This is a genomic window from Streptococcus sanguinis (assembly GCF_900635155.1).
Classification (GTDB): Bacteria; Bacillota; Bacilli; order Lactobacillales; family Streptococcaceae; genus Streptococcus; species Streptococcus sanguinis_G.
In genome coordinates this window covers 1,655,078-1,677,792 of record NZ_LR134002.1, presented here as the reverse complement: position 1 = coordinate 1,677,792, position 22,715 = coordinate 1,655,078, and the positions used below count along the sequence as shown (strand labels likewise).

Here is a 22,715-nt window from a genome sequence, read left to right as displayed (position 1 = left end):
TAGGTAGGTGTAAAACCAAGCTTTTTAGGTTGTTTTATTTCGAGCTGGCAGCTTTTGTAAATTGTACTATTTTTAGAAAATGATAGGAAAAATCATGGCAAAACAAAGATTGATTTTATTGTATGGCGGGCGCAGTGCAGAGCGGGAAGTTTCGGTTTTATCAGCTGAGAGCGTCATGCGGGCTGTCAATTATGATAGATTCTCGGTGAAAACTTACTTCATCACCAAGGAGGGAGATTTTATCCAAACTCAGGAATTTGAAGCAAAGCCAGCGGCTGATGAGAAGCTGATGACTAATGCCACAGTGGATATGTCTCGGAAGATCAAGCCCAGCGATATTTACGAAGATGGAGCAGTAGTCTTTCCAGTCCTGCATGGTCCCATGGGCGAAGATGGTTCTATTCAAGGTTTCCTTGAAGTACTCAAAATGCCTTATGTCGGCTGTAATATTTTATCTTCTAGCCTAGCTATGGATAAAATCACGACCAAGCGAGTGCTGGAATCAGCAGGCATCGCCCAAGTGCCTTATGTGGCGCTGGTCGATGGTGAGGATCTAGAGCAAAAAATCCAGGAAATCGAGGAGAAATTGACCTATCCCGTCTTCACCAAACCTTCCAATATGGGCTCCAGTGTCGGCATTTCTAAATCGGAGAACCAAGCAGAACTGCGTGCTTCTCTGGACCTGGCTTTCAAATACGACAGCCGGGTACTGGTTGAGCAGGGAGTGACAGCTCGGGAGATTGAGGTTGGGCTTCTAGGCAATGTTGACGTCAAGAGTACCCTGCCTGGAGAGGTGGTCAAGGACGTGGCTTTCTATGACTACGAAGCCAAATACATTGATAATAAAATTACTATGGATATTCCGGCCAAGATTCCAGAAGAAGTGGTGAGCCTGATGCGTCAAAATGCAGAGACCGCTTTCCGAGCTCTGGGAGGTCTAGGACTGTCCCGCTGTGATTTCTTCTATACAGAAGATGGTCAGGTCTTCCTTAATGAGCTGAATACCATGCCAGGTTTTACCCAGTGGTCCATGTATCCACTGCTTTGGGAAAATATGGGGCTGGCCTATCCTGACTTGATTGAGAAGCTAGTTGGCCTAGCTGAAGAGGCATTTGCTAAGAGAGAGGCGCATCTTCTCTAAAATATGATATAATAGAGGGGCTGAAAATTTTCGGTCCTTTCTTTTTGCGAGCAAACCGAAAAACGAGGAAGAAGTATGAAATTAGATTTATATGAAATCGCAGAAGTCCTATCTGCGAAAAATGATGTGACTCAGTTTGAAAATGTTGCGCTTAGAAATGCGGAGTTTGACAGCCGCTTGATTGAGTCGGGTGATCTTTTTGTGCCACTCAAGGGGGCGCGTGACGGCCATGACTTTATCCCAACAGCCTTTGCTCAGGGAGCTGCCGCTACCCTATCTGAGCGTCCAGTGGCAGAGGGGGCTTATCTCTTGGTCGATGATGTCCTGACAGCCTTTCAGCGCTTGGCCCAGTATTATCTGGAAAAGATGCAGGTGGATGTGCTGGCGGTGACAGGTTCCAATGGTAAAACGACAACTAAGGATATGTTGGCCCAGCTACTAGCAACCAGCTACAAGACCTATAAGACCCAGGGCAATTACAACAATGAAATCGGTCTGCCTTATACGGTTCTTCACATGCCTGAGGACACAGAGAAACTTGTCTTAGAAATGGGGCAGGATCACTTGGGTGATATCCATCTCCTGTCTGAACTTGCCAAACCTAAGACAGGCATTGTAACTCTGGTCGGAGAAGCCCATCTGGAATTTTTCGGCAGTCGAGCTGAGATTGCCCAAGGCAAGATGCAGATTGCGGATGGCCTCAGAAAAGATGGTCTCTTGATCGTGCCGGCGGATAAGATTGTCAATGAATTTCTGCCAGCAGACTGCAAACTGGTTCGCTTTGGTCCTGATGCGGATATCTTCCTGACGCGTCTGGAAGAGCGCAAGGACAGCTTGAGCTTTGAATGTAACTTTTTAGAGCAAAGGATCGACCTGCCTGTGACCGGCAAGTATAATGCAACCAACGCCATGATTGCAGCTTATGCGGCTCTGCAGGAGGGTGTATCTGAGGCGGCTATTGCTCAAGCCTTTTCTGAGCTGGAGCTGACCCGCAATCGAACGGAGTGGAAGAAAGCTGCTAATGGCGCGGATATCCTATCGGATGTCTACAATGCCAATCCAACAGCCATGCGCTTGATTCTTGAGACTTTCTCGACCATTCCGGCCAATCCAGGCGGACGAAAATTGGCGGTGCTGGCGGATATGAAAGAGCTGGGAGCGGACTCTAAGTCCATGCACGGCTCGATGATTACCAGCCTCAATCCAGAAATTGTGACCGACCTTTTCCTCTATGGACAGGATATGGAATCCCTCTATGACTATGCCAAGGAAATCTACCCGCCAGGCAAGGTGCATTACTTTATCAAAAATGACGAGAAAGACCAGTTTGAACAGCTGACTAAAGCTGTCAGAGAGAAGCTGACTCCTACTGACCAAATTCTTCTCAAAGGCAGCAATTCCATGAATCTGGCTAAGCTGGTAGAGGACTTAGAAGATGGAAACTAAAGAAACTGCAAAAATCATTCAACGTCTCCTTTCTATTACAGAGACAGGACTGGCATTTACTCGTGATGAATTTGATCGAGAGCGTTACTTAGAACTACGTCAGCTTTTGGGACACCTCCTGGCTGATTGGTCAGATTTGGATGGGAAAGAATTGGCAGAGCTGTTGCGCCCAACGGATTTTTATTCCACTCCTTTGATTGATGTCCGAGCTGTACTGGTTCGAGACGGAAAAGTCTGTTTAGTCAAGGGTAAAAATGAGAAAACTTGGGCTTTACCTGGCGGCTTTTGTGAAGTCGGCCTATCTCCTAAGGAAAATATCGTCAAGGAAGTCCAAGAAGAAACGGGATTTAATGTTTCAGTTTCTCGTCTGCTTGCAATTTTTGATACTAATAAATTTCAATTTCAGAGTAAGCAATATGCTAAACTGGTCTTCGAGTGTCAGATAGAGGATGGAAACTTTCAGCCTAATACAGAAATAGAAGAGTTAGCCTTCTTTGATATCCAATCTTTACCAGAATTATCTTCTAAGCGGACGACAAAAGAACAGTTGGAAATCCTTTGGGAGATTTATCAAGGAGATAGAGAACAGTATTTGGATTAGTGAAGTAAGTTTCTGGGGGATGCTTTTTGTCTGGAAAAGCTAGAAATTATTGCAACAACAGGCAAACTCAGCCTTGTTCAAAACTTATATTAGAATAGGAGCCTAGGAGATGGGAATAAGAGATATGTTTACAACCTATAAAACCGAACCGCCTCAACTGGGACTTTGGTATTTTGTTCTTTTGGGGCTGGTCTTTGCGATTATCTGGCTTTCCTATCGCTACTACAATCGGAAGCCTTACCAGCGGTTATTTGTTGGGATGCAAGCTTTTCAGCTGATAGGCCTCTACTCTTGGTATATGCTGACTGCTGCCCCTTTGTCTGAGAGTCTGCCTTTTTATCATTGCAGAATGGCTATGTTTGCCTTGATGTTTCTGCCTAATCGCTCAGTGTATAAATTTTATTTTGCACTTTTGGGGACTTTTGGCTCGATTGTAGCTTTCATTTATCCGATTTTCGATCCCTACCCTTTTCCCCATATCACTATTTTGTCCTTTATCATTGGCCATTTAGCGCTCTTGGGAAATTGTTTGATTTATCTTTTCAGATATTATCATACTTTCTCTATGAGCTGGCAGCGAGTGGTGTGGACGACCTTTATGATGAATGCTTTTTTGCTTGTTATCAATATGTTGACAAAGGGTTCTTATGGATTTCTTACAGATCCGCCGCTTGTTGGCAATCACGGGCTCTTGCTCAATTATCTGCTTGTCTCAATCGTCTTAAGTGCAGCAGTTTGCTTGGTTTCTGAAATTTTTAAGCGCGTGGAGCAGACCAAGACAGTTTCGCTAACTTAATTATCTCATGGAGGATTTATGAAAGACTTTTTAACAACGACAAAAACGGTGGCACCGCCTATCTCGATTTTATGGTATGCTGCGATGATTGCTCTGGTCTTGCTGTCTATTTGGAGCTCGCTCAAATACCATGATAATCCGCGTTTTGTCAAGGCTTTTAAGTGGATTCAGATTGTCCAGCTGCTGATGCTTTATAGCTGGTATTTTGGTTTTCGGATTCCCTTTACCAATAGCTTACCTTTTTATCATTGCCGCCTGGCTATGTTTGCGGTGGTCTTTCTGCCAGACAAATGGCGCAGTAAGCAGTATTTTGCTCTTTTAGGAGCCAGCGGAGCGGTCTTTGCCTTGGGCTACCCAGTTTTTGATCCCTATGATTTCCCGCATATTACCAGCTTTTCTTTCTTGATTGGCCACTATGCCCTTTTGGTTAATTCCTTGATTTATCTGATGAATCACTACGACAAGAGCCTGCTCAAGAAATACATGATTGTAGCTTACACCTTTGGCCTCAATCTTTTCCTAGTCGGCGTTAACCAAGTGACAGGAGGTAATTACGGTTTGCTAAAAAGTCCGCCTTTTATCCCTGATGCCCCTCTATGGATAAAGTACCTTCTTGTGTCGGTCATCCTTTCTCTGGCACTGGTTCTTTTTGATATCTTGTTTAAGAAACGGTGGAAAAAGCAGTTAAGTCTGGTCCGAAGTTAATTCATCTCAAGTTTACAAGTCCTGTCAAGTTAATGTGGCAGGTTTTTTTAATTAGAAAGCTTAATTATGACTTGCTTTGCTTCTAGTAACAAATGGACGGTTTGTCTATCAAATCTTTAAGCTAGTTCAACTAGACGCTTCTGTTGACGGAATAAAACACCCCAAATTTTGGGCTTTCTTAAGGCGGGCGGACAAAGGGGAGAAGGCTTGAACCTCTATCTCTTGAAACGGAATAAAGCCATTTTTTCCATGACAGCTGAAGAGAAAGAAGAACTGGAAACCAGAAAAAACGCCTGCTCTATTTACTGATTTCAATTTTCATCTTTGCAATTTTCCTCCTTAACAGTGTCATTGTCAGATTTTAAAGGAAATTTTATTGACATAGGAGAATAGAATCGCTCGGAAGGGCGATTTTTTATCTTTCTAAGATAATTGAAAAAAAGCTCTAAATCCGCTATAATAGGTAGGTTGAAAGGATTGAAATACTCCGATGTAAAATAAAAAAAGTTCTACTAACATTCACCATTATCCTAAATGAAAGAAAGAGAAGAAGATGACTTTACAAGAAGAAATTAAGAAACGCCGGACCTTTGCCATTATCTCCCACCCGGACGCGGGGAAAACGACCATCACAGAGCAGTTGCTCTACTTCGGGGGCGAGATTCGTGAGGCTGGGACAGTCAAGGGGAAAAAAACTGGTAACTTTGCCAAGTCGGACTGGATGGATATTGAGAAGCAGCGGGGGATTTCAGTGACTTCCTCTGTCATGCAGTTTGACTACGATGGCAAGCGGGTCAATATCCTGGATACGCCAGGGCACGAGGACTTCTCCGAAGATACTTACCGGACCTTGATGGCAGTGGATGCTGCGGTCATGGTTATTGACTCGGCCAAGGGTATTGAGGCTCAGACCAAGAAGCTCTTTGAGGTTGTCAAGCACCGGAATATTCCAGTCTTTACCTTTATGAATAAGCTGGACCGTGATGGTCGCGAGCCTTTAGATTTGTTGGAAGAACTGGAAGAGATTTTGGGCATTGCTAGCTACCCGATGAATTGGCCGATTGGCATGGGGAAGAGCTTTGAAGGTCTTTATGACCTCTACAATGAGCGTCTGGAACTTTATAAGGGTGAGGAGCGCTTTGCAACTCTGGCAGAAGGCGACCAGCTTTTTGCTTCCAATCCTTTCTATGAGCAGGTCAAGGAAGATATTGAACTCTTGAGTGAAGCTGGGAATGAATTTTCAGAAGAAGCCATTTTGGACGGTAAGCTGACTCCTATTTTCTTTGGTTCAGCCCTGACCAACTTTGGCGTCCAGACTTTTCTGGAAACCTTCCTCAAGTTTGCCCCAGAACCGCATGGCCATAAGAAGACAGATGGCGAGGTAGTTGAGCCACTCAGCCCAGATTTTTCAGGCTTTGTCTTTAAAATTCAGGCCAATATGGACCCGCGCCACCGAGACCGTATCGCCTTTGTCCGTATTGTGTCCGGTGAGTTTGAGCGTGGCATGAGTGTTAACCTGCCTCGCACAGGTAAGTCTGCCAAACTGTCTAATGTCACTCAGTTTATGGCTGAAAGTCGGGAAAATGTGACCAATGCCGTGGCTGGAGATATTATCGGGGTTTACGATACTGGGACTTATCAGGTCGGTGATACCCTGACCGTTGGAAAAAATAAATTTGAATTTGAGCCTCTGCCAACCTTTACTCCAGAGATTTTCATGAAGGTTTCGGCCAAGAATGTTATGAAGCAAAAGTCCTTCCATAAGGGCATTGAGCAGCTGGTGCAAGAGGGAGCTATTCAGCTGTATACTAATTACCAGACTGGTGAGTACATGCTGGGGGCTGTTGGTCAGCTCCAGTTTGAGGTCTTCAAGCACCGTATGGAAAATGAATACAATGCTGAAGTGGTTATGAATCCTATGGGCAAAAAGACCGTCCGTTGGATTTCGCCAGATGACCTGGACGAGCGTATGTCTTCTAGCCGTAATATCCTAGCCAAAGACCGCTTTGACCAGCCTGTCTTCCTCTTTGAGAATGACTTCGCCCTACGCTGGTTCGCGGACAAGTATCCGGATGTTAAATTGGAAGAGAAGATGTAACTCAGTACCAACAATTGGAACTAAAGTTCCTAATCGTTGGACGCTAGCCGCTATTGTACGGACTAGCTAACTGCCTTACTAACTCATCGGCGAAAAAATAATCGTTTTCGCCTCTTCGTGTCGTAGTGAATGGGATTGTTATGATTGTATAACAAACTAAAGTTATTAACGCTGAGCTCTGTTGGACCCTTGCTAGCTACTTGACTAATTTCATCAGGCGAAGTAGTTAATTTGATTGGTTTTGTGCTTCGACATCGCATATTTACTTGCAGGAAGAGTTTATGAAGTTTGGTGCTAGTTTATTAGAGAATCATTCTACCTCATAGAAAGGAGCTCCATGTTTCTGGAAAGAAAATTAAAAGATCAATCTGTCTGGATCAACATTGACTCAGATAGTTTCAAAAAGAATGCCCGGATTTATCAGGATTATGAAATTGATAAAGAGACCATCGAGTATGCACTCGATAAGAACGAGCGGGCTCACATGGACTACAATCGTGAGAATGGAACAGTTGTCTTTATCTACAATGTCCTTAATCTAGCGACAGATAAGGAACATTATGAGACGATTCCCATGACCTTTGTGGTGCAGCAGAGGCGGCTCATCACTATTAGTAACCAAGACAATGCCTATGTTGTGGACATGATGAAAGCCTATACCGAGCATCATGAGCCAGTATCGGTCTATAAGTTTCTCTTCGCTAGTCTGGAGTTGGTCTCCAATTCTTACTATCCAGTCGTTGAGCGGATGGACAAGCGCAAGGATGAGATTAATGCTCTCCTGCGTCAGACAACTACCAAAAAGCATCTTTTTGCTCTGTCCGACTTGGAAACATCTATGGTCTACCTGCTTGCAGCTGCAAAGCAGAATCATATGCTCCTAGAACATATCAAAAGCCACGGCATTTACCGCCGTTTTGATGAGTTAGAAACCGAGCAGTTTGAGGATGCCATGATTGAAGCTCGTCAGCTCGTTTCGATGACTGATCTGATTGCTCAAGTTCTCAGCCAGCTTTCTGGCTCCTACAATAACATCCTGAACAACAATCTGAATGATAATTTGACGGTTTTGACCATTATTTCGGTCCTTCTGGCAGTGCTTGCAGTTATCACTGGTTTCTTTGGTATGAATGTTCCTCTGCCTTTGTCTAATGATAAAAATGCCTGGATTTATATTGTTGTTATTAGTCTAATCATCTGGGGACTCCTGACTAAGCTTCTTAAATGGCTGGCCAATAAGAAGTAAGAATTTGAAATTATTTTTACTATAACAAGTACCGAGAATGGTGCTTGTTTTTTCGTGCTTGGGAAAAATAATCATTAGTACAGTTTGCCTATATTTAAAAAACTGTTATTTTATGTTATAAAATATAACATAAAAATTATAATTTTTATTGCATAAAATTTCATAATAAAGTATAATATAAAACAATTTAAAATAAGTGAGGGGTAGAAATATGGCAGAATACCTAAGCGATTTAAATTATAAAGGCAAAATATACCAATACACAGAACTTGGGAAAGCTTCAGCTCTACTAGGAGGAGATATAGAAGGACTTCCTTATTCTATTCGCATATTATTAGAAAGTGTTCTTCGTAAGGAAGATGGTATTGACGTAACAAAAGATAACATTAGGTCTTTGATGCATTATCAAGCTAAATCACCAAGTGGAGAAGTTCCTTTTAAACCAAGCCGAGTTATTCTCCAGGATTTTACGGGTGTTCCTGTCGTAGTAGATTTGGCTAGTATGCGCGATGCCATTGTCGGTCAGGGTGGTCGGGCGGATCTGATTAATCCAGAAATTCCGGTTGATTTAGTTATTGATCACAGTGTTCAGGTGGACTTTTATGGCTGTGACACAGCTCTAGAGGCCAATATGACCCAGGAATTTGTCCGCAATAATGAGCGCTACGAATTTCTCAAGTGGGCAGAAAAATCATTTGATAATTATCGGGCAGTTCCTCCGGCTACAGGAATTATCCATCAGGTCAATATCGAGTTTCTCAGTGATGTCATCATTGAAAAGGATGGCCAACTCTATCCGGACAGCATGTTTGGAACGGACAGTCATACGACCATGATTAATGGGATCGGTGTTCTGGGCTGGGGAGTCGGTGGGATTGAGGCTGAGGCTGCCATGCTAGGTGAGGCTTCTTATTTCCCAGTTCCTGAGGTGATTGGTGTTCGTCTCTTGGGCAAGCTGCCTAAGATTGCGACAGCGACGGATTTGGCTTTAAAGGTCACGCAAATCTTGCGGCAGGAAAATGTTGTTGGTAAATTTGTCGAGTTCTTTGGGCCTGGTTTGTCTAATCTAAGTCTGGCTGACCGAGCAACGGTGGCTAATATGGCTCCAGAATACGGAGCTACCTGTGGTTATTTTCCGATAGATGAGGAAACGCTCAATTATATGCGCCTGACTAATCGATCAGAAGATCATATCGAGCTGACCCGTCTCTATGCTCAAAAAAATCACCTCTTCTATAATGAAAAGGTTGAGCCGAACTATACCAAGGTAGTCGAAATTGATTTGTCCAGCATTGTGCCGAGCATCTCAGGACCCAAGCGGCCCCAAGATTTGATTGAACTAACAGCTGCTAAAGAAGAATTTCAAGCTAGTCTAGTCAGGGAAGCGGGGGTCCGAGGCTTTGGATTAGATGAGAGCGAGCTGGAAAAGTCTGCAGTGGTCCAATTTTCTGACCACGAGGAGACGATTAAGACCGGTCATGTGGCTATCGCGGCCATTACTAGCTGTACCAATACATCTAATCCCTATGTCCTGATGGCGGCGGGGCTTTTGGCCAAGAAAGCAGTAGAAAAAGGCTTACGGGTTTCAAAGACTGTCAAGACTTCTTTGGCTCCTGGCAGCAAGGTGGTCACAGGCTATCTCAAGAAGAGCGGTCTTCAGACCTATCTGGATCAGCTTGGTTTCAATCTTGTTGGCTATGGCTGCACTACTTGTATTGGAAATTCAGGCGATCTCCGACCGGAAGTGGCTCAGGCGATTACGGATACTGACTTGGTAGCTAGTGCTGTTCTTTCAGGAAATCGGAATTTTGAAGGACGGATTAATCCATTAGTCAAGGCTAATTTCCTAGCTAGTCCGCCCTTGGTGGTCGCCTATGCTCTGGCTGGAAATACCAATATTGATCTGACCAGTGAGCCCTTGGGTTATGATCAAAAGGGGCAGCCAGTTTATTTGATGGATTTGATGCCGGAGCACGACTTGGTTGCAGACTATGTTCAAAAATATGTGACGCACCAGCTTTTTGAAAAAGAATATGCCCATGTGTTTGACGATAATGAAAAATGGAATCAGATTCCGACAGCCTCTTCTCAAAATTATCAGTGGAACCAGGCTTCGACCTATATTCAAAATCCACCTTACTTTGATGGCTTGGCTGATGATTTAGCCATTCAGCCACTGAAAAATCTTGCTGTGCTGGCAAAATTTGGGGATACGGTCACGACAGACCATATCTCCCCAGCAGGAAATATTGCCAGAAACAGCCCAGCAGCTTCCTATTTAATGGAGCACGGAGTGGATTACCAAGAGTTTAATTCCTATGGCAGCCGTCGGGGGAATCATGAGGTCATGATGCGGGGGACTTTTGCCAATATTCGGATTAAAAATGAATTGGCGGATGGGAAAATTGGTGGTTACACAGATTATAAAGGAGAGTTGCTGTCTATTTATGAGGCGGCCATGCGCTACAAGGAAGAGCAAATTGATACCATTGTCCTAGCTGGCAAAGACTATGGTATGGGGTCCAGCCGTGATTGGGCAGCTAAGGGAGCAAATCTTTTGGGTGTCAAGGTGGTGCTGGCAGAGAGTTTTGAGCGTATCCACCGGTCTAATCTGGTCATGATGGGTATTCTTCCTCTGCAGTATCTAGAGGGTGAAAATGCGGCTAGTCTGGGTTTAACAGGCAAAGAGACTTTCGACATCAATCTGCCACAGGACCCGCAAGTTGGTCAGCTAGTTGATGTAGTAGCTCGAAAAGGTGCTGAAGAAATAGCTTTTAAAGCTCGGCTGCGTTTTGATGCAGAGGCGGATATCCGTTACTACGAAAATGGAGGAATTTTACCCATGGTCGTTAGAAAGAAATTAGAGGAGGTGTGAGCATGAGTCGGACGGACGGTTTGAAAGATACCATTGCCTGTGATACCAGAATTAGCCAGATTGTGGATGATTCTTTGTCTTATGCGGGCTACAATATTTCTGAATTAGTAGAGCACCATGCAAGTTTTGAAGAGGTAATTTATCTGCTGTGGCATTTGCATTTGCCGACTCAGATTGAGCTCAAGCATTTTGAAGAAGATTTGCGAGCTAATTATGCCATTAGCGATGCGGTGGAGCAGTGTATTCTCATCCAGTCCCGCAAGCACCTTCATCCCATGAGTGTCTTGCGCTCAACGGTCAGTCTTTTGGGTGTTTATAATGTCCATGCTGAGGAAGCGTCTCTAGAAGCGACCTATGAGCAGAGCATCCAGCTTATGGCAAAGATGCCGACCATTATTGCGGCTTTTGCCAGACTGAGGTCGGGTCAGACTCCAATAGAGCCTAGAGATGATTTGGGATTCGCGGCTAATTTCCTCTATATGCTCAAAGGGAAAGAGGCGAGTGAGCTTGAAGTCAAAGCTTTCAACTGTGCCTTGGTGCTCCATGCCGACCATGAACTCAATGCTTCAACCTTTGCGGCTCGAGTCTGCGCCTCAACCTTGACTGATATTTATTCCTGCGTGACAGCAGCAGTTGGAGCACTCAAGGGCTCCCTTCATGGCGGTGCTAATGAATGTGTCTTTGATATGCTGAAAGAGATCAGAGAGGAAGGGGATTGCCAGGCCAACCTAGACCGCAAGTTGGCCTCTCATGAGAAGATTATGGGCTTTGGTCATCGAGTTTACAAGACTCAAGATCCGCGTGAAAAATACCTGCGTCAAATGGCTAAGGACTTGACACAGGGAACCAAGGACGAGGTCTGGTATCAGCTTTCAGAGGAAATTGAAGCCTATATGAAGCATACCAAGCACCTGATACCGAATGTCGATTTCTATTCGGCTACGGTTTACCATGTATTGGGCATTGACAGCAGTATTTACACCCTGATTTTTGCTATGAGTCGGGTGGCTGGCTGGATTGCCCATATTCAGGAACAGCGCAAGAACAATAAGCTGATTCGGCCGCGTTCTAACTATATTGGTGCTCAAGGTTTGGAGTATCTTCCCATAGGAAGGAGATAAAATGGCAGATAAGATTTTGTTTGAGAAAGGGCGGTTGCAAGTGCCGGATGCTCCTATTATTCCTTACATCCAAGGTGACGGGATTGGGGTTGATATCTGGAAAAATGCCCAGCTAGTCTTTGATAAGGCAGTAGAAAAGGCTTATGGTGGCCAGAAAAAGGTTGTTTGGAAGGAAGTTTTGGCTGGGAAAAAAGCAGCAGACCTGACGGGTGACTGGCTGCCGGATGAAACGCTGACAACGATTAAGAGCCATCTAGTGGCCATTAAGGGCCCGCTAGAAACCCCAGTCGGAGAAGGGATTCGTTCCTTGAATGTGGCCCTGAGACAGGAATTGGATCTCTATGCTTGTCTGCGGCCGGTTCGTTATTTCAAGGGAGTTCCCAGTCCGCTCAAGCACCCAGAGAAGACTGACATCACGATTTTTCGGGAAAATACAGAAGACATCTATGCAGGGATTGAGTGGGAGAGTGGAACGGATGCAGTCAAAAAAGTTATCGATTTCCTGCAGGAGGATATGCAGGTTGACAAGATTCGCTTTCCAGAAAGCTCTGCTATTGGGATTAAGCCTATCTCTAAGCAAGGAAGCGAGCGGCTGATACGAGCGGCTATTGACTATGCACTAGCCAAAGGTCTGAGCCGGGTAACTCTGGTCCACAAGGGCAATATCCAGAAATTTACAGAGGGCGGTTTTCGGAAATGGGGCTATGAACTAGCTCAAAGAGAGTATGCGGACGATCTAGCTTCTGAAAAACTAATCATCCAGGATGTCATTGCTGATAACTTTTTGCAGCAGATTTTGCTCTATCCAGAGAAATTTGATGTTGTCGCCTTGACCAATCTAAATGGTGACTATGCCAGCGATGCCTTAGCTGCTCAGGTGGGAGGAATCGGTATTGCACCAGGGGCCAATATCAATTACGAGACTGGTCATGCTATTTTTGAAGCAACTCATGGAACGGCGCCAGATATAGCGGGTCAAAATAGGGCTAATCCTTGTTCTCTTCTCTTATCAGGGGCCATGCTCTTTGATTACATTGGTTGGTCGGATGTCTCTCATCTCCTGACTAAGGCCATTGAGAAGGCTCTCTTTGAGCAAAAAGTGACAGGTGATTTTGCCAGTCAGCTGGAAGGAGTAGCAGCTTTGACTACTAGTCAATTTGCTGAGGAGCTGCTGGCTAATATAGAGAAGTATCCATAATGAAGAAAAAAGCGGTGAAGAATCTGCCTATCTAGACAATCTCTTCATCACTTTTTTGTCTTTTTCGATATTCCAGTCCTCAGCCGATGATCCAGCAGAAGACTAGCAGATAATTTTCAATCCAGCCCAGAAAGTTTGCTTGATTGGCCTTTTCCAGATAGCCTAGCAGATGGTTGGTGCCAAAGCCCAGCCCACCCAGAATCAGTGCTAGCAAGGTCATACGCAGATAGAACCAATCATACTTTATGTTGGCTGCAATGACTAAAGGTAGAATAGCCAGATTCCAGAAACCAATTTCCCGTTGCCAGTAGGGAGCTAGACCATAGATGGACTCATTGCCCAAGAGCTGGGGCTGGAAAATCTGGATCATAGCCGCGCCCAGCATAGCTAAGATCAGTAAAATGAAAGCCACTCGTAAAAATTTATTCATACCTGTCTCCTTTCTTCTTTGTAGATTATAATGTTTTTGAAAGTGATTTTCAAGTTTTCATTTTTTACAAAAGAAAGCTCTAATAAAATATTTTACAGGCAAGTCCTATCTTTTTAGGCTCTTTTGTGGTATACTAGATTAGTTGCAGAAATACAGTTTTTCTATTCAGTGGGAGCTAGCGACCGAGTCGGCGCTTTTTTAGTGCCTGGACTTGAGAGCCCATATTTATGAAGAGAAGAGCGAATACTCTCAGAAAATCGAGATTTAGCAAGGGAAAAGAACTTGGCATGTTTCGATAGGTGAGTATCAAAAGCCTTATAAGGTGGCTTCGCACCGCCTTTAGAAAGAAGAAGAACATTGAAATTTAATGAATTACATTTATCTGCTGAATTACTAGCAGAGATTGAAAAAGCTGGCTTTGTAGAAGCAAGCCCTATTCAAGAGCAGACGATTCCACTTGCTATGGCAGGTAAGGATGTCATTGGTCAGGCTCAGACAGGGACAGGAAAGACAGCAGCCTTTGGCTTCCCAACTTTGGAGAAGATTGATACAGATAATCCTGCTGTGCAGGCATTGATTATCGCTCCGACCCGTGAATTGGCTGTGCAGAGTCAGGAAGAGCTTTTCCGTTTTGGCCGCAGCAAGGGTGTCAAGGTGCGTTCTGTCTACGGTGGCTCCAGCATCGAAAAGCAAATAAAGGCCCTCAAATCAGGTGCCCATATCGTCGTAGGAACACCTGGCCGTCTCTTGGATTTGATCAAACGCAAGGCGCTTAAGCTGAATCAGATTGAAACCTTAATCTTGGACGAAGCGGATGAAATGCTTAACATGGGCTTTTTGGAAGATATTGAGTCTATCATTTCCCGTGTACCAGAAGAACGTCAGACCTTGCTCTTTTCAGCGACCATGCCGGATGCTATCAAGCGTATCGGTGTCAAGTTCATGAAGGAGCCTGAGCATGTCAAGATTGCTGCTAAAGAGCTGACGACGGAGCTGGTAGATCAGTATTATATCCGTGTCAAAGAAAATGAAAAATTTGATACCATGACCCGCCTGATGGACGTGGAGCAGCCAGAGCTGTCTATCGTCTTTGGTCGGACCAAGCGCCGAGTGGATGAGCTGACTCGTGGCCTGAAAATACGCGGTTTCCGAGCAGAGGGTATCCATGGTGATTTGGACCAAGGCAAGCGTCTCCGCGTTCTGCGCGACTTTAAAAACGGCAATTTGGATGTCTTGGTGGCGACAGATGTAGCCGCGCGTGGCTTGGACATTTCTGGTGTGACCCACGTCTACAACTATGATATTCCGCAGGATCCAGAAAGCTATGTTCACCGGATTGGCCGGACAGGTCGTGCCGGTAAGTCAGGTCAGTCTATCACTTTCGTAGCGCCAAATGAAATGGGCTATCTGCAGGTTATCGAAAATCTGACCAAGAAGCGTATGAAAGGCCTTAAGCCAGCGACTGCAGAGGAAGCTTTCCAAGCTAAGAAAAAAGTTGCCCTTAAGAAGATTGAACGCGATTTTGCTGACGAAAGCATCCGTTCTAACTTTGAGAAATTTGGCAAGGATGCCCGCAAGCTAGCAGCAGAATTCAGCCCAGAAGAGCTGGCTATGTATATCCTCAGCCTGACGGTGCAGGATCCAGATGCCCTTCCTGAAGTAGAAATTGCCCGTGAAAAACCATTGCCATTCAAACCGTCTGGCGGAGGCTTTGGCGGAAAAGGCAAGGGCAGTCGTGGCGGAAATAATAACCGTCGCAGCAATGACAACCGACGTGACCGAGGCGGCCGTCGCAATCAATTTAAGAAAGGTCGCAAAGACGAGCGTTTTGACAAAGAAAATCGCTACCGCAAGGACCACAAGAAGCCACGCAATACTTCTAGCGAAAAGAAAACCGGCTTTGTCATCCGTAACAAGGGTGATAAATAAGGCAGATAGCTAACTGGAGTTGGCGGCAATTTTAGCGTCGAGAGAGAATGCAAGTTCTCTCTTTTTTATTTGTTTGATGGCTCCCCTTATCGTCTGTCCTACAGAACTATAAGTCTGAGTCAATGTAGTTTTCTTAAGCGTGCTGATTGAAGCAGTCCTGTTTTTCAAAGTAAATTATAGCCCCCTTATTTCTGCTGTGAACAGTTCTTAATCTTCTTGCTATAGAATAGGATTCGAAGTATTTCAACTAATTTCGACATCAAAATTCAACATATCAGCCATTTAAAATAAAAAAATTCACAAATCTTTGTTTATATGCTGGAACTGTTGTATAATAAGGTGAAGGTGAGTCTGTAAGAAATTCAGGAGCAAAAGGAGAATGTAAAATGAAAGAAAGTAGACATAGAATCATTCTGCAAGAACTGGATCAAACAGGTGTGGTTGCTGTTAAAAACCTCAAAGAAATGCTGGGCGTCACGGATATGACCATCCGTCGGGATTTGATTGATTTGGAGAAGCAGGGCATGCTGACCCGCGTTCATGGCGGAGCCCATAAGAAGGTCAAGAATGCTCTCAACGAGATTTCCCACTCAGAAAAGCAAATGCTGAATGTTGAGGAGAAGAAGCAGATTGCCCGTAAATGTGCGGATTTGATTGCTGACGGGGATGCGGTCTTTATTGGGTCAGGCACCACAACCGATTTTATAGGAGACTATTTGGATGGCAAGAATATCAGCATTGTCACCAATTCGCTGCCAATTTTTGAAAAGTTAAAAGAAAGAGCCAATTTAGATTTAATTCTGATTGGCGGCCGTTATCGGGCTAAGACTCAAACCTTTGTCGGTCAGTTTGCCAATAATCTTTTGAAAGAAATCAAGGTTTCTAAGGCCTTTATCGGGGCGAATGGCATTGACGGTCATAATGTTACCACCAGCAATGAAGAGGAAGGCAATGGAGATGCGATTATCCTTAACAATGCCATCAGCAAATACATTGTAGCCGATAACAGCAAGTTTGACAGCTATTCTTTCTACTCTTTTTACCGGCTGGACAATCTCAGTGCAGTTGTGACGGATGATAATATCGCTCCGAAAGTCAAGGAAAAATACAGCACCTATGTTGAAATTTTGTGATGTCTGACCGGTGAGAAAAGCTTGTTTCAAATGAATAATTTATAGAGGCTGTGACTGGGATTTTGTCTAGGAATTCTAGTCGCAGCTTTTTTATATCTTGGTCGATTTTGTAAACAACAGTCTTGACTTTGCCGCGGAATTCCTTATATAATAAAATGTATTATTAAATTTTAGGAGGTCTTATGACAATCAATATAGTGATTTTTGTGGCTGTGTCGCTTTTTCGTTTGGTGTTTTTGAGGAAATCCTCTCAGAATGAGCAGGATATTCTGGCCAAGGGTGGCATGGAGTACGGGGTGAAAAACTCAACTATCATGAAGTATCTGCACATGCTTTTTTATGCGGTTTGCTTTCTGGAATTGCTGCTGAAGAAGCCAGCTTTTGACTTTGTGAGCCTACTGGGAGCTGTGTTGTTGCTCTTTTCTATGTTTATGCTCTACCTTGTTGCCAAGCTTTTAGGACCAGTTTGGACTATCAAGCTTATGCTGGTTAAGGATCATAAGTTTGTTGACCACTGGCTCTTTCGCAATGTCAAACATCCTAATTATTTCCTGAATGTTGTACCAGAATTGGTGGGCTTGGCACTGCTCAGTCATGCTTACTTTGCTCTTTTCATTCTCTTCCCGCTCTACTGTATCACCCTCTATGTCCGTATCAAGGAAGAAGAGCAGCTGCTCAAGGAAGTCATCATTCCAAATGGAATTGCTGGTGAATAAAGTTAATAAAATGCATATCGACTGCAAAATAAAGGCTAGGACGTTTATGTCCTAGCCTTTTCTTGCATGAATTTTCGTATTTCATCAGCCATTTGCTGGGGTAGGTTCGCTTCAAAAAGTAAAGTATTTTCTTCAGGCTGGTGGGCAGTTTGGCTGAAAGCCAAAACTGGCTTCCCCTTGCTGATAGCCCTTTGGACAATCTGGTCGACTTCTCCCCAGTGATTGATATCCAAGTAAATATCCGCCCTATCAAGCAAATCCTCAATAAAGTCATCCTGGTGGATATTGGTGTAGAGGTTGATATTAGGATAGTCCTTAAAGCTGGCCAAGTAAGGAGAAATATTGGTCTTAGCAGCAATGTGAAATTCCAAGTCTGGCAGATTTTCTGCTAAATAGGCCAATTGTTCCAAGGTATCAGAAGCTGTCAAGGTGAAGGCATGGAAATTGCCCTGCGGCCGCTCCTTGATGATAAGCTCTTCCTTGCTCATAGCGATAGAGTTACTGGGAATATCCTGGAAAATCAAGCTGTTGGCTCCAATGATGACATTATCACCAATGGTCACACCTTTGAGAATCACAGTATTAGCCCCAATCCAGCAGTTTGCTCCAATCTTAACCGGCGCAACAGTAAAATCAATCTTCTCAATATGGTAATTAGAATACTGATGATTATGGTCAAAAATGCGGACCCCATCGCCAAACATAGTGTCTTTCCCGATTTCGATAGAGTGCTGACAGCGGACAGTGCAGTGATCGTTAAAGAAAACCCGGTTTCCTAGTTTGAGTTGTGCTCTGCTGGCTACACTGAGGCTGGTAAAAGATTGGAAGACGACATCTTGACCGATATCAAGCTGGCTATCTGGGGAAATTTCGATATGATGAAAGTCGCCTTTAAACTGGATTTCAGGCATGTTGAGTCCTTTCTTTGATGTAAGCCAGTTTGGCTTGTCTAGTTTTCTTTTTAAAGAGTGCTTCAGCTGACATGGCAGCCGGCTTGCTAGGGTGCTCTTCTTGGTAAAGTAAGGCAACTGGCAGTCGAGCACGGGTGTATTTGGCTCCTTTGCCAGCTTGATGCTTTTTGAGTCGGGCTTGAACATCCGTTGTGTAGCCCGTGTAGAGGGAGCCGTCCCCGCATTCAAGTACGTACATATAGGCTTTATTTTCCATAGTAAATCTCGTGAATCTCCGGAGTGTAGCTGCCGTCCTGATTGTGAATAAAGAGAGGGGGCAAAATTTTGAGTCCGTCGCGCGAACCATCTTTAATGGCTTCAATGAGCAACATATTGGCATCCTTGCCTAGCTTTGGATAGACAAACTGGATGCGCTTGGGAGCCAGGTTGTGGGTTTGCATGGTGTCTAAAATATCTAAAAAGCGTTCTGGTCGATGAACCATAGCCAACCGACCATTGGATTTGAGGACTCGCTGGGCAATCTTGCAAATCTCTTCCAGATTTGTTGAGATTTCATGGCGGGCTAATAGGTAGTGCTGGCTTTCATTGAGATTGGATTGCTTGTCCACTTTGAAATACGGGGGATTGCAGAGAATCATATCAACCTTGCTGCCAGTGATATAGCGTCCTAGGTTTTTCAGATCGTCCTGAATAACTTGCATTTGCTGGGTTAAATCATTGAGCTCAATGGAGCGCTCGGCCATATCTGCCAGACGTTCCTGAATCTCGACTGCCAGGATCTTGGCCTTGGTGCGAGTGCTTGCAAAAAGTCCAACAGCGCCATTCCCAGCACAGAGATCGACAATCAACCCCCGCTGAGGCAGCTTAGGAAAGCGGGAAAGCAGCACGCTGTCTACCGAATAGCTGAAGACCTCACTATTTTGAATAATCTTGACATCCGTTGAAAAGAGCTGGTTGACGCGCTCTCCGTCTTTTAGTTTTGCTTCGTTCATAAGTCAATTATAGCATGATTTAGCAAGGATTCCAAAGGGATATGGGAAGTTTTTGCACAATCAAAAAAACATGCGAGGGCTCTCGCATGTTTCCATGAGTTTAAATGACAATTCTTTTTTAGTTAGCCCTTAATCAAATCTGTATTTCTGCTTGATGGTGCAGACAACGAAGATAATTCCGAAAATGACCATGAGAATCAGATAGACAGGCAAAGTTGCAGCTGTCAGCGTTGCAATTTCTAAAAGGTGCTGCAGGACAAAGGCTGATAGATAAAAGCCAAAGACAGAGAAGATAATAAGCAGACTGCGCCAAAGGTTGAGTGGCAGACAGGCCCGAATGACTGACAGGAAGCTGATGCTGCCTAGCAAGTAATAGGTCAGGGTTGCCATTTCTATGTCGCTCCAGCCGTGGCTGCTGCCCCAGATACGAACAAATAGGACGCTAAAGACAATCATGAGGGAGCTTGGCAGAGCCAGCTGCAGGGAGCGTTTGAGGAAGTGCTTTTCAACCGGCTTAATATTGCGTTCAAAGGTGAGGACAAAGGGTGGGAAACCTTCGACAAACTGGTCAATCAGGGTGATTTGAATCGGAATAAATGGGAAAATCAAGAGGTATTCAGATTTTCCTAGCAGGATACTGGCGATACAGATGATAGCCAGGATGAAAGAATAAATGGTCTTGATGAAGAAAATCGGAGCAATCCGGCCGATGTTGTTAACGACTCGGCGGCCTTCAAAAAGAATCTCAGGTACATCGTTAAAGTCGGAGTTAAGAAGAACCAAGTTGGCAATTTGCCGAGTTGCGGGGTCGCCCTCGGCCATGACGATGGAACAGTCTGCTTCACGCAAGGCTAAAATATCATTAACACCATCTCCCGTCATGGCTGTTGTCCGACCGGCGGCCTTTAGAGTCTGGATCAGCAGCTTCTTCTGATGAGGAGAAACACGGCCGAAGATGGCTGTTTCTTCTGCTTGCTCAACCAGTTCTTGATCACTGATTTTAGAGCAGTCGATGTAGCTGTCGTAGTTGGCAAATCCAGCCTGGCTCGCGATATGCGAAACGGTCACTGGATTGTCACCAGAGATGATTTTCAGATCAACATCCTGAGAGCGTAGATAATCCAAGGTCTCGGCCGCTCCCTCACGAATAGGATCAGTGATTTCCAGAACAGCTAAAGCGGTCATATCTTCAGGCAGTTGGATACTGTGTTTATCTAGCACTTGGTCGCTGTGAGCCAGTACCAAAACCCGCGATCCGCGTTTTTGAGCCTCTCCAACCGCTGCAGGATTGCTGTCCAGCAGCATTTCGGGCGCTCCCAGAAAGATGGTTCCGACACTTGATAAATGCATAGCGCCCCATTTTCGGTCACTAGAAAATGGGATAACATTGTCGCTGGTATAGGTGTGCTTCAGGTGGCCGTATCCCTTGCGGATAGCCTGGGCAGTTGGGTTATTATCCTCGCTGGTTTGGATATAAGCTGCTAAAATTTGACCGACGGTCTCATCAGAAAACTTATCTGACAAACTATGCAAGGCTTCAACAGTCATCTTACCTTGGGTAATTGTCCCAGTCTTGTCCAGACAGAGAGTATCCACACGAGCCAAGGTCTCAACAGAATACATTTCCTGAACAAGAACCTTGCGCATACCTAGCTTGATGACAGCTGTCAGAAGTGACGTAACTGTCAGCAGGGCGATTCCCTTAGGCAGCATACCCAAAAGAGCTGTCGAGCTAGTAATGACAGAGTTCTTGACAGGCAGTCCCTTTATCATCAGTGCTTCAAAGAAGAGAGCCAATCCGAAAGGAATGATAATTTTTCCGGTAAAGCGGGAAATTTTCCCAAGATTGTAAAGAATGCGCGAGTTGATAGGCTTGAGGGTTTTAGCCTCAGTCATAAGCTTGTTGGCATAGTTGTCTGCACCGACATGATGCACCTCAGCATAGATCTGCCCACTGGCCAGAAAGCTACCAGACAGCAGCTCAGCGCCTTCTTCCTTGAGAACCAAGTCACTCTCCCCTGTCAGCATGGCTTCATTGGCCTCGGCAACACCCTCTACCACACGAGCATCACTGGGAATTTGCTCGCCGGCTGACAGCTTGATTAGGTCACCCAGTACAATTTCTTCTGGCTGAATCTTGACTTCCTGGCCGTCGCGGATGACTGTGACCAGCTCTCGGCTGACCAGATTGAGCTTGTCAATCATACGTTTGGCTCGCAGCTCTGTAATAATACCAGTAACGGCGTTAAAGCTGATGACTGCGAAAAAGACCAGATTGCTCCAAGCTTGGACAGAGACCAAGGCAACAGCAATAACAAAGTTAAGGGCATTAAAAAGGGTGAAAACATTCCGCTTAACGATTTGCCAGTTACTAGTACTGGTGTCACTTGTAAAATCGTTGGTCAAGCCCTGCGAAATCTTTTCATCTACTTGGGTTTGGTTTAAACCAATTAATTCTTTCTTGTTCATGAGAATAATGATACCATTTTTTTATGGAAATAGCTATCCGAATCAGCTGTTACAGGCAAAGTTTGGAAAAATATTGCAGACTATAATGGGATAGGGTATAATGGGAAAGGATGTAATAAATTTCAAGTATAATTTTGGTTTGAAATAAGGAGAGTTTATGTTTTATACTTATTTGCGAGGTTTAGTGATTTTTATCCTGTGGACCTTGAACGGCAATGCGCATTACCACAATAAAGAAAAGATTCCTTCAAAAGATGAAAATTATATCTTGGTTGCCCCTCACCGGACATGGTGGGATCCAGTTTACATGGCTTTTGCGACCAAGCCCAAGCAGTTCATTTTCATGGCCAAGAAACAGCTTTTTGAAAATCGCGTATTCGGCTGGTGGATTCGCATGTGTGGAGCCTTTCCTATTGACCGAGAAAATCCTGGTCCGTCAGCTATCAAGTACCCTGTCAATATGCTGAAAAAGAGCAATCGTTCCCTGATTATGTTCCCAAGCGGCAGCCGCCATTCTACGGATGTCAAGGGAGGAGTGGCAGTGATTGCTAAGATGGCTAAGGTCCGTATCATGCCAGTAGTCTACGCTGGTCCCATGAGCCTCAAAGGCTTGGCAGCTGGAGAGCGTGTGGACATGAATTTTGGTAATCCAATTGATATTTCAGACATTAAGAAGATGAATGATGAGGGAGTTGAAGAAGTGGCTCGCCGTGTTCATGCTGAGTTTGACCGTCTGGATGCTGAAGTAGCCCCTTACCAGACACAAAAGAAAGGCAATATTTTCTTGCGGATTTTACGTGCCTTTGTCTTTATTCCTGCTATTTTGATTGGGATTTTGACCATCATTTTCAGCTTTTTTGCTAGCTTTGTCTGGGATCCGGATAAGCATAGAAAATAAGATACTAATC

At 44.5% G+C, this 22,715-nt stretch carries 19 protein-coding genes; 14 read left to right on the top strand and 5 right to left on the bottom strand.

Annotated elements, in window-relative coordinates; translation table 11 throughout:
* Nucleotides 1-94 precede the first annotated feature (94 nt).
* The 10 genes from ELZ47_RS08305 (at nt 95) to icd (ending at nt 13,227) form a co-directional block, all read left to right on the top strand.
* Entirely contained in the window at nt 95-1,141 is a 1,047-nt protein-coding gene (locus ELZ47_RS08305) for a D-alanine--D-alanine ligase (protein ID WP_164549597.1), read from the top strand.
* A 75-nt stretch (nt 1,142-1,216) separates the two neighbouring features.
* The gene (locus ELZ47_RS08300; protein WP_126435789.1) at nt 1,217-2,587 is read left to right on the top strand and encodes a UDP-N-acetylmuramoyl-tripeptide--D-alanyl-D-alanine ligase; all 1,371 of its coding nucleotides are present in this window, start codon (nt 1,217-1,219) and stop codon (nt 2,585-2,587) included.
* Entirely contained in the window at nt 2,577-3,188 is a 612-nt protein-coding gene (locus ELZ47_RS08295; protein ID WP_126435788.1) for an NUDIX hydrolase, read from the top strand. The genes ELZ47_RS08300 and ELZ47_RS08295 overlap by 11 nt, the downstream gene beginning before the upstream one ends.
* 109 nt (nt 3,189-3,297) lie before the next feature.
* Nucleotides 3,298-3,984 (top strand): TIGR02206 family membrane protein, encoded by a 687-nt coding sequence (locus ELZ47_RS08290; protein WP_126435787.1) that lies wholly within the window; start codon nt 3,298-3,300, stop codon nt 3,982-3,984.
* Between the two features lie 18 nt (nt 3,985-4,002).
* Nucleotides 4,003-4,689, top strand: coding sequence for a TIGR02206 family membrane protein (locus tag ELZ47_RS08285; RefSeq protein WP_126435786.1), 687 nt, complete (start codon nt 4,003-4,005; stop codon nt 4,687-4,689).
* A 553-nt stretch (nt 4,690-5,242) separates the two neighbouring features.
* Complete coding sequence (locus ELZ47_RS08280; RefSeq protein ID WP_126435785.1) at nt 5,243-6,787, top strand: peptide chain release factor 3; 1,545 nt, start codon at nt 5,243-5,245, stop codon at nt 6,785-6,787.
* A gap of 337 nt (nt 6,788-7,124) precedes the next feature.
* Entirely contained in the window at nt 7,125-8,033 is a 909-nt protein-coding gene (locus ELZ47_RS08270) for a magnesium transporter CorA family protein (RefSeq protein WP_126435783.1), read from the top strand.
* 211 nt (nt 8,034-8,244) lie between these two features.
* Nucleotides 8,245-10,908, top strand: a complete 2,664-nt coding sequence (acnA, locus tag ELZ47_RS08265) for an aconitate hydratase AcnA (RefSeq protein WP_126435782.1) — start codon at nt 8,245-8,247, stop codon at nt 10,906-10,908.
* A gap of 2 nt (nt 10,909-10,910) precedes the next feature.
* A complete protein-coding gene (locus tag ELZ47_RS08260) occupies nt 10,911-12,029 on the top strand; it encodes a citrate synthase (RefSeq protein ID WP_126435781.1) in 1,119 nt (372 codons plus the stop codon).
* 1 nt (nt 12,030) lies between these two features.
* A complete protein-coding gene (gene icd, locus ELZ47_RS08255; RefSeq protein ID WP_126435780.1) occupies nt 12,031-13,227 on the top strand; it encodes an NADP-dependent isocitrate dehydrogenase in 1,197 nt (398 codons plus the stop codon).
* Between the two features lie 79 nt (nt 13,228-13,306).
* Here icd and ELZ47_RS08250 read toward each other — a convergent pair whose 3' ends face one another.
* Nucleotides 13,307-13,657 carry a hypothetical protein gene (locus ELZ47_RS08250; protein WP_126435779.1) on the bottom strand — a complete coding sequence of 117 codons (351 nt, stop codon included), beginning with the start codon at nt 13,655-13,657 and terminating at the stop codon, nt 13,307-13,309.
* A gap of 357 nt (nt 13,658-14,014) precedes the next feature.
* On the opposite strand from ELZ47_RS08250, the gene ELZ47_RS08235 reads away from it, so the two are divergent.
* The 3 genes from ELZ47_RS08235 (at nt 14,015) to ELZ47_RS08225 (ending at nt 17,435) form a co-directional block, all read left to right on the top strand.
* Nucleotides 14,015-15,586: a DEAD/DEAH box helicase gene (locus tag ELZ47_RS08235; protein WP_126435777.1), complete on the top strand. Its 1,572-nt coding sequence runs from the start codon at nt 14,015-14,017 to the stop codon at nt 15,584-15,586.
* 386 nt (nt 15,587-15,972) lie between these two features.
* Nucleotides 15,973-16,719 (top strand): DeoR/GlpR family DNA-binding transcription regulator, encoded by a 747-nt coding sequence (locus ELZ47_RS08230; protein WP_126435776.1) that lies wholly within the window; start codon nt 15,973-15,975, stop codon nt 16,717-16,719.
* 182 nt (nt 16,720-16,901) lie between these two features.
* Complete coding sequence (locus ELZ47_RS08225; protein WP_023915926.1) at nt 16,902-17,435, top strand: isoprenylcysteine carboxyl methyltransferase family protein; 534 nt, start codon at nt 16,902-16,904, stop codon at nt 17,433-17,435.
* Nucleotides 17,436-17,479: 44 nt separating this feature from the next.
* On the opposite strand, the gene ELZ47_RS08220 is transcribed toward ELZ47_RS08225, so the two are convergent.
* From ELZ47_RS08220 to ELZ47_RS08205, 4 genes are all read right to left on the bottom strand, one after another.
* The gene (locus tag ELZ47_RS08220; protein WP_126435775.1) at nt 17,480-18,346 is read right to left on the bottom strand and encodes a DapH/DapD/GlmU-related protein; all 867 of its coding nucleotides are present in this window, start codon (nt 18,344-18,346) and stop codon (nt 17,480-17,482) included.
* On the bottom strand, nt 18,339-18,602 hold the full coding sequence (locus ELZ47_RS08215) for a GIY-YIG nuclease family protein (RefSeq protein WP_126435774.1): 264 nt from the start codon (nt 18,600-18,602) through the stop codon (nt 18,339-18,341). The genes ELZ47_RS08220 and ELZ47_RS08215 overlap by 8 nt, the downstream gene beginning before the upstream one ends.
* Nucleotides 18,592-19,338, bottom strand: a complete 747-nt coding sequence (locus ELZ47_RS08210; RefSeq protein WP_126435773.1) for a tRNA1(Val) (adenine(37)-N6)-methyltransferase — start codon at nt 19,336-19,338, stop codon at nt 18,592-18,594. Before ELZ47_RS08210 ends, ELZ47_RS08215 begins: the two co-directional genes overlap by 11 nt.
* Before the next feature lie 129 nt (nt 19,339-19,467).
* Entirely contained in the window at nt 19,468-21,807 is a 2,340-nt protein-coding gene (locus ELZ47_RS08205; RefSeq protein WP_126435772.1) for a cation-translocating P-type ATPase, read from the bottom strand.
* A 157-nt stretch (nt 21,808-21,964) separates the two neighbouring features.
* On the opposite strand from ELZ47_RS08205, the gene ELZ47_RS08200 reads away from it, so the two are divergent.
* Nucleotides 21,965-22,705 carry a lysophospholipid acyltransferase family protein gene (locus ELZ47_RS08200; protein ID WP_002900842.1) on the top strand — a complete coding sequence of 247 codons (741 nt, stop codon included), beginning with the start codon at nt 21,965-21,967 and terminating at the stop codon, nt 22,703-22,705.
* Nucleotides 22,706-22,715: the final 10 nt, after the last annotated feature.

Bases quoted from the DNA above. Each gene is read 5' to 3' on its own strand.
- ELZ47_RS08305 (WP_164549597.1), top strand. From the start codon at position 95: ATGGCAAAACAAAGATTGATTTTATTGTATGGCGGGCGCAGTGCAGAG.
- ELZ47_RS08300 (WP_126435789.1), top strand. From the start codon at position 1,217: ATGAAATTAGATTTATATGAAATCGCAGAAGTCCTATCTGCGAAAAAT.
- ELZ47_RS08295 (WP_126435788.1), top strand. From the start codon at position 2,577: ATGGAAACTAAAGAAACTGCAAAAATCATTCAACGTCTCCTTTCTATT.
- ELZ47_RS08290 (WP_126435787.1), top strand. From the start codon at position 3,298: ATGGGAATAAGAGATATGTTTACAACCTATAAAACCGAACCGCCTCAA.
- ELZ47_RS08285 (WP_126435786.1), top strand. From the start codon at position 4,003: ATGAAAGACTTTTTAACAACGACAAAAACGGTGGCACCGCCTATCTCG.
- ELZ47_RS08280 (WP_126435785.1), top strand. From the start codon at position 5,243: ATGACTTTACAAGAAGAAATTAAGAAACGCCGGACCTTTGCCATTATC.
- ELZ47_RS08270 (WP_126435783.1), top strand. From the start codon at position 7,125: ATGTTTCTGGAAAGAAAATTAAAAGATCAATCTGTCTGGATCAACATT.
- acnA (WP_126435782.1), top strand. From the start codon at position 8,245: ATGGCAGAATACCTAAGCGATTTAAATTATAAAGGCAAAATATACCAA.
- ELZ47_RS08260 (WP_126435781.1), top strand. From the start codon at position 10,911: ATGAGTCGGACGGACGGTTTGAAAGATACCATTGCCTGTGATACCAGA.
- icd (WP_126435780.1), top strand. From the start codon at position 12,031: ATGGCAGATAAGATTTTGTTTGAGAAAGGGCGGTTGCAAGTGCCGGAT.
- ELZ47_RS08250 (WP_126435779.1), bottom strand. From the start codon at position 13,657: ATGAATAAATTTTTACGAGTGGCTTTCATTTTACTGATCTTAGCTATG.
- ELZ47_RS08230 (WP_126435776.1), top strand. From the start codon at position 15,973: ATGAAAGAAAGTAGACATAGAATCATTCTGCAAGAACTGGATCAAACA.
- ELZ47_RS08225 (WP_023915926.1), top strand. From the start codon at position 16,902: ATGACAATCAATATAGTGATTTTTGTGGCTGTGTCGCTTTTTCGTTTG.
- ELZ47_RS08220 (WP_126435775.1), bottom strand. From the start codon at position 18,346: ATGCCTGAAATCCAGTTTAAAGGCGACTTTCATCATATCGAAATTTCC.
- ELZ47_RS08215 (WP_126435774.1), bottom strand. From the start codon at position 18,602: ATGGAAAATAAAGCCTATATGTACGTACTTGAATGCGGGGACGGCTCC.
- ELZ47_RS08210 (WP_126435773.1), bottom strand. From the start codon at position 19,338: ATGAACGAAGCAAAACTAAAAGACGGAGAGCGCGTCAACCAGCTCTTT.
- ELZ47_RS08205 (WP_126435772.1), bottom strand. From the start codon at position 21,807: ATGAACAAGAAAGAATTAATTGGTTTAAACCAAACCCAAGTAGATGAA.
- ELZ47_RS08200 (WP_002900842.1), top strand. From the start codon at position 21,965: ATGTTTTATACTTATTTGCGAGGTTTAGTGATTTTTATCCTGTGGACC.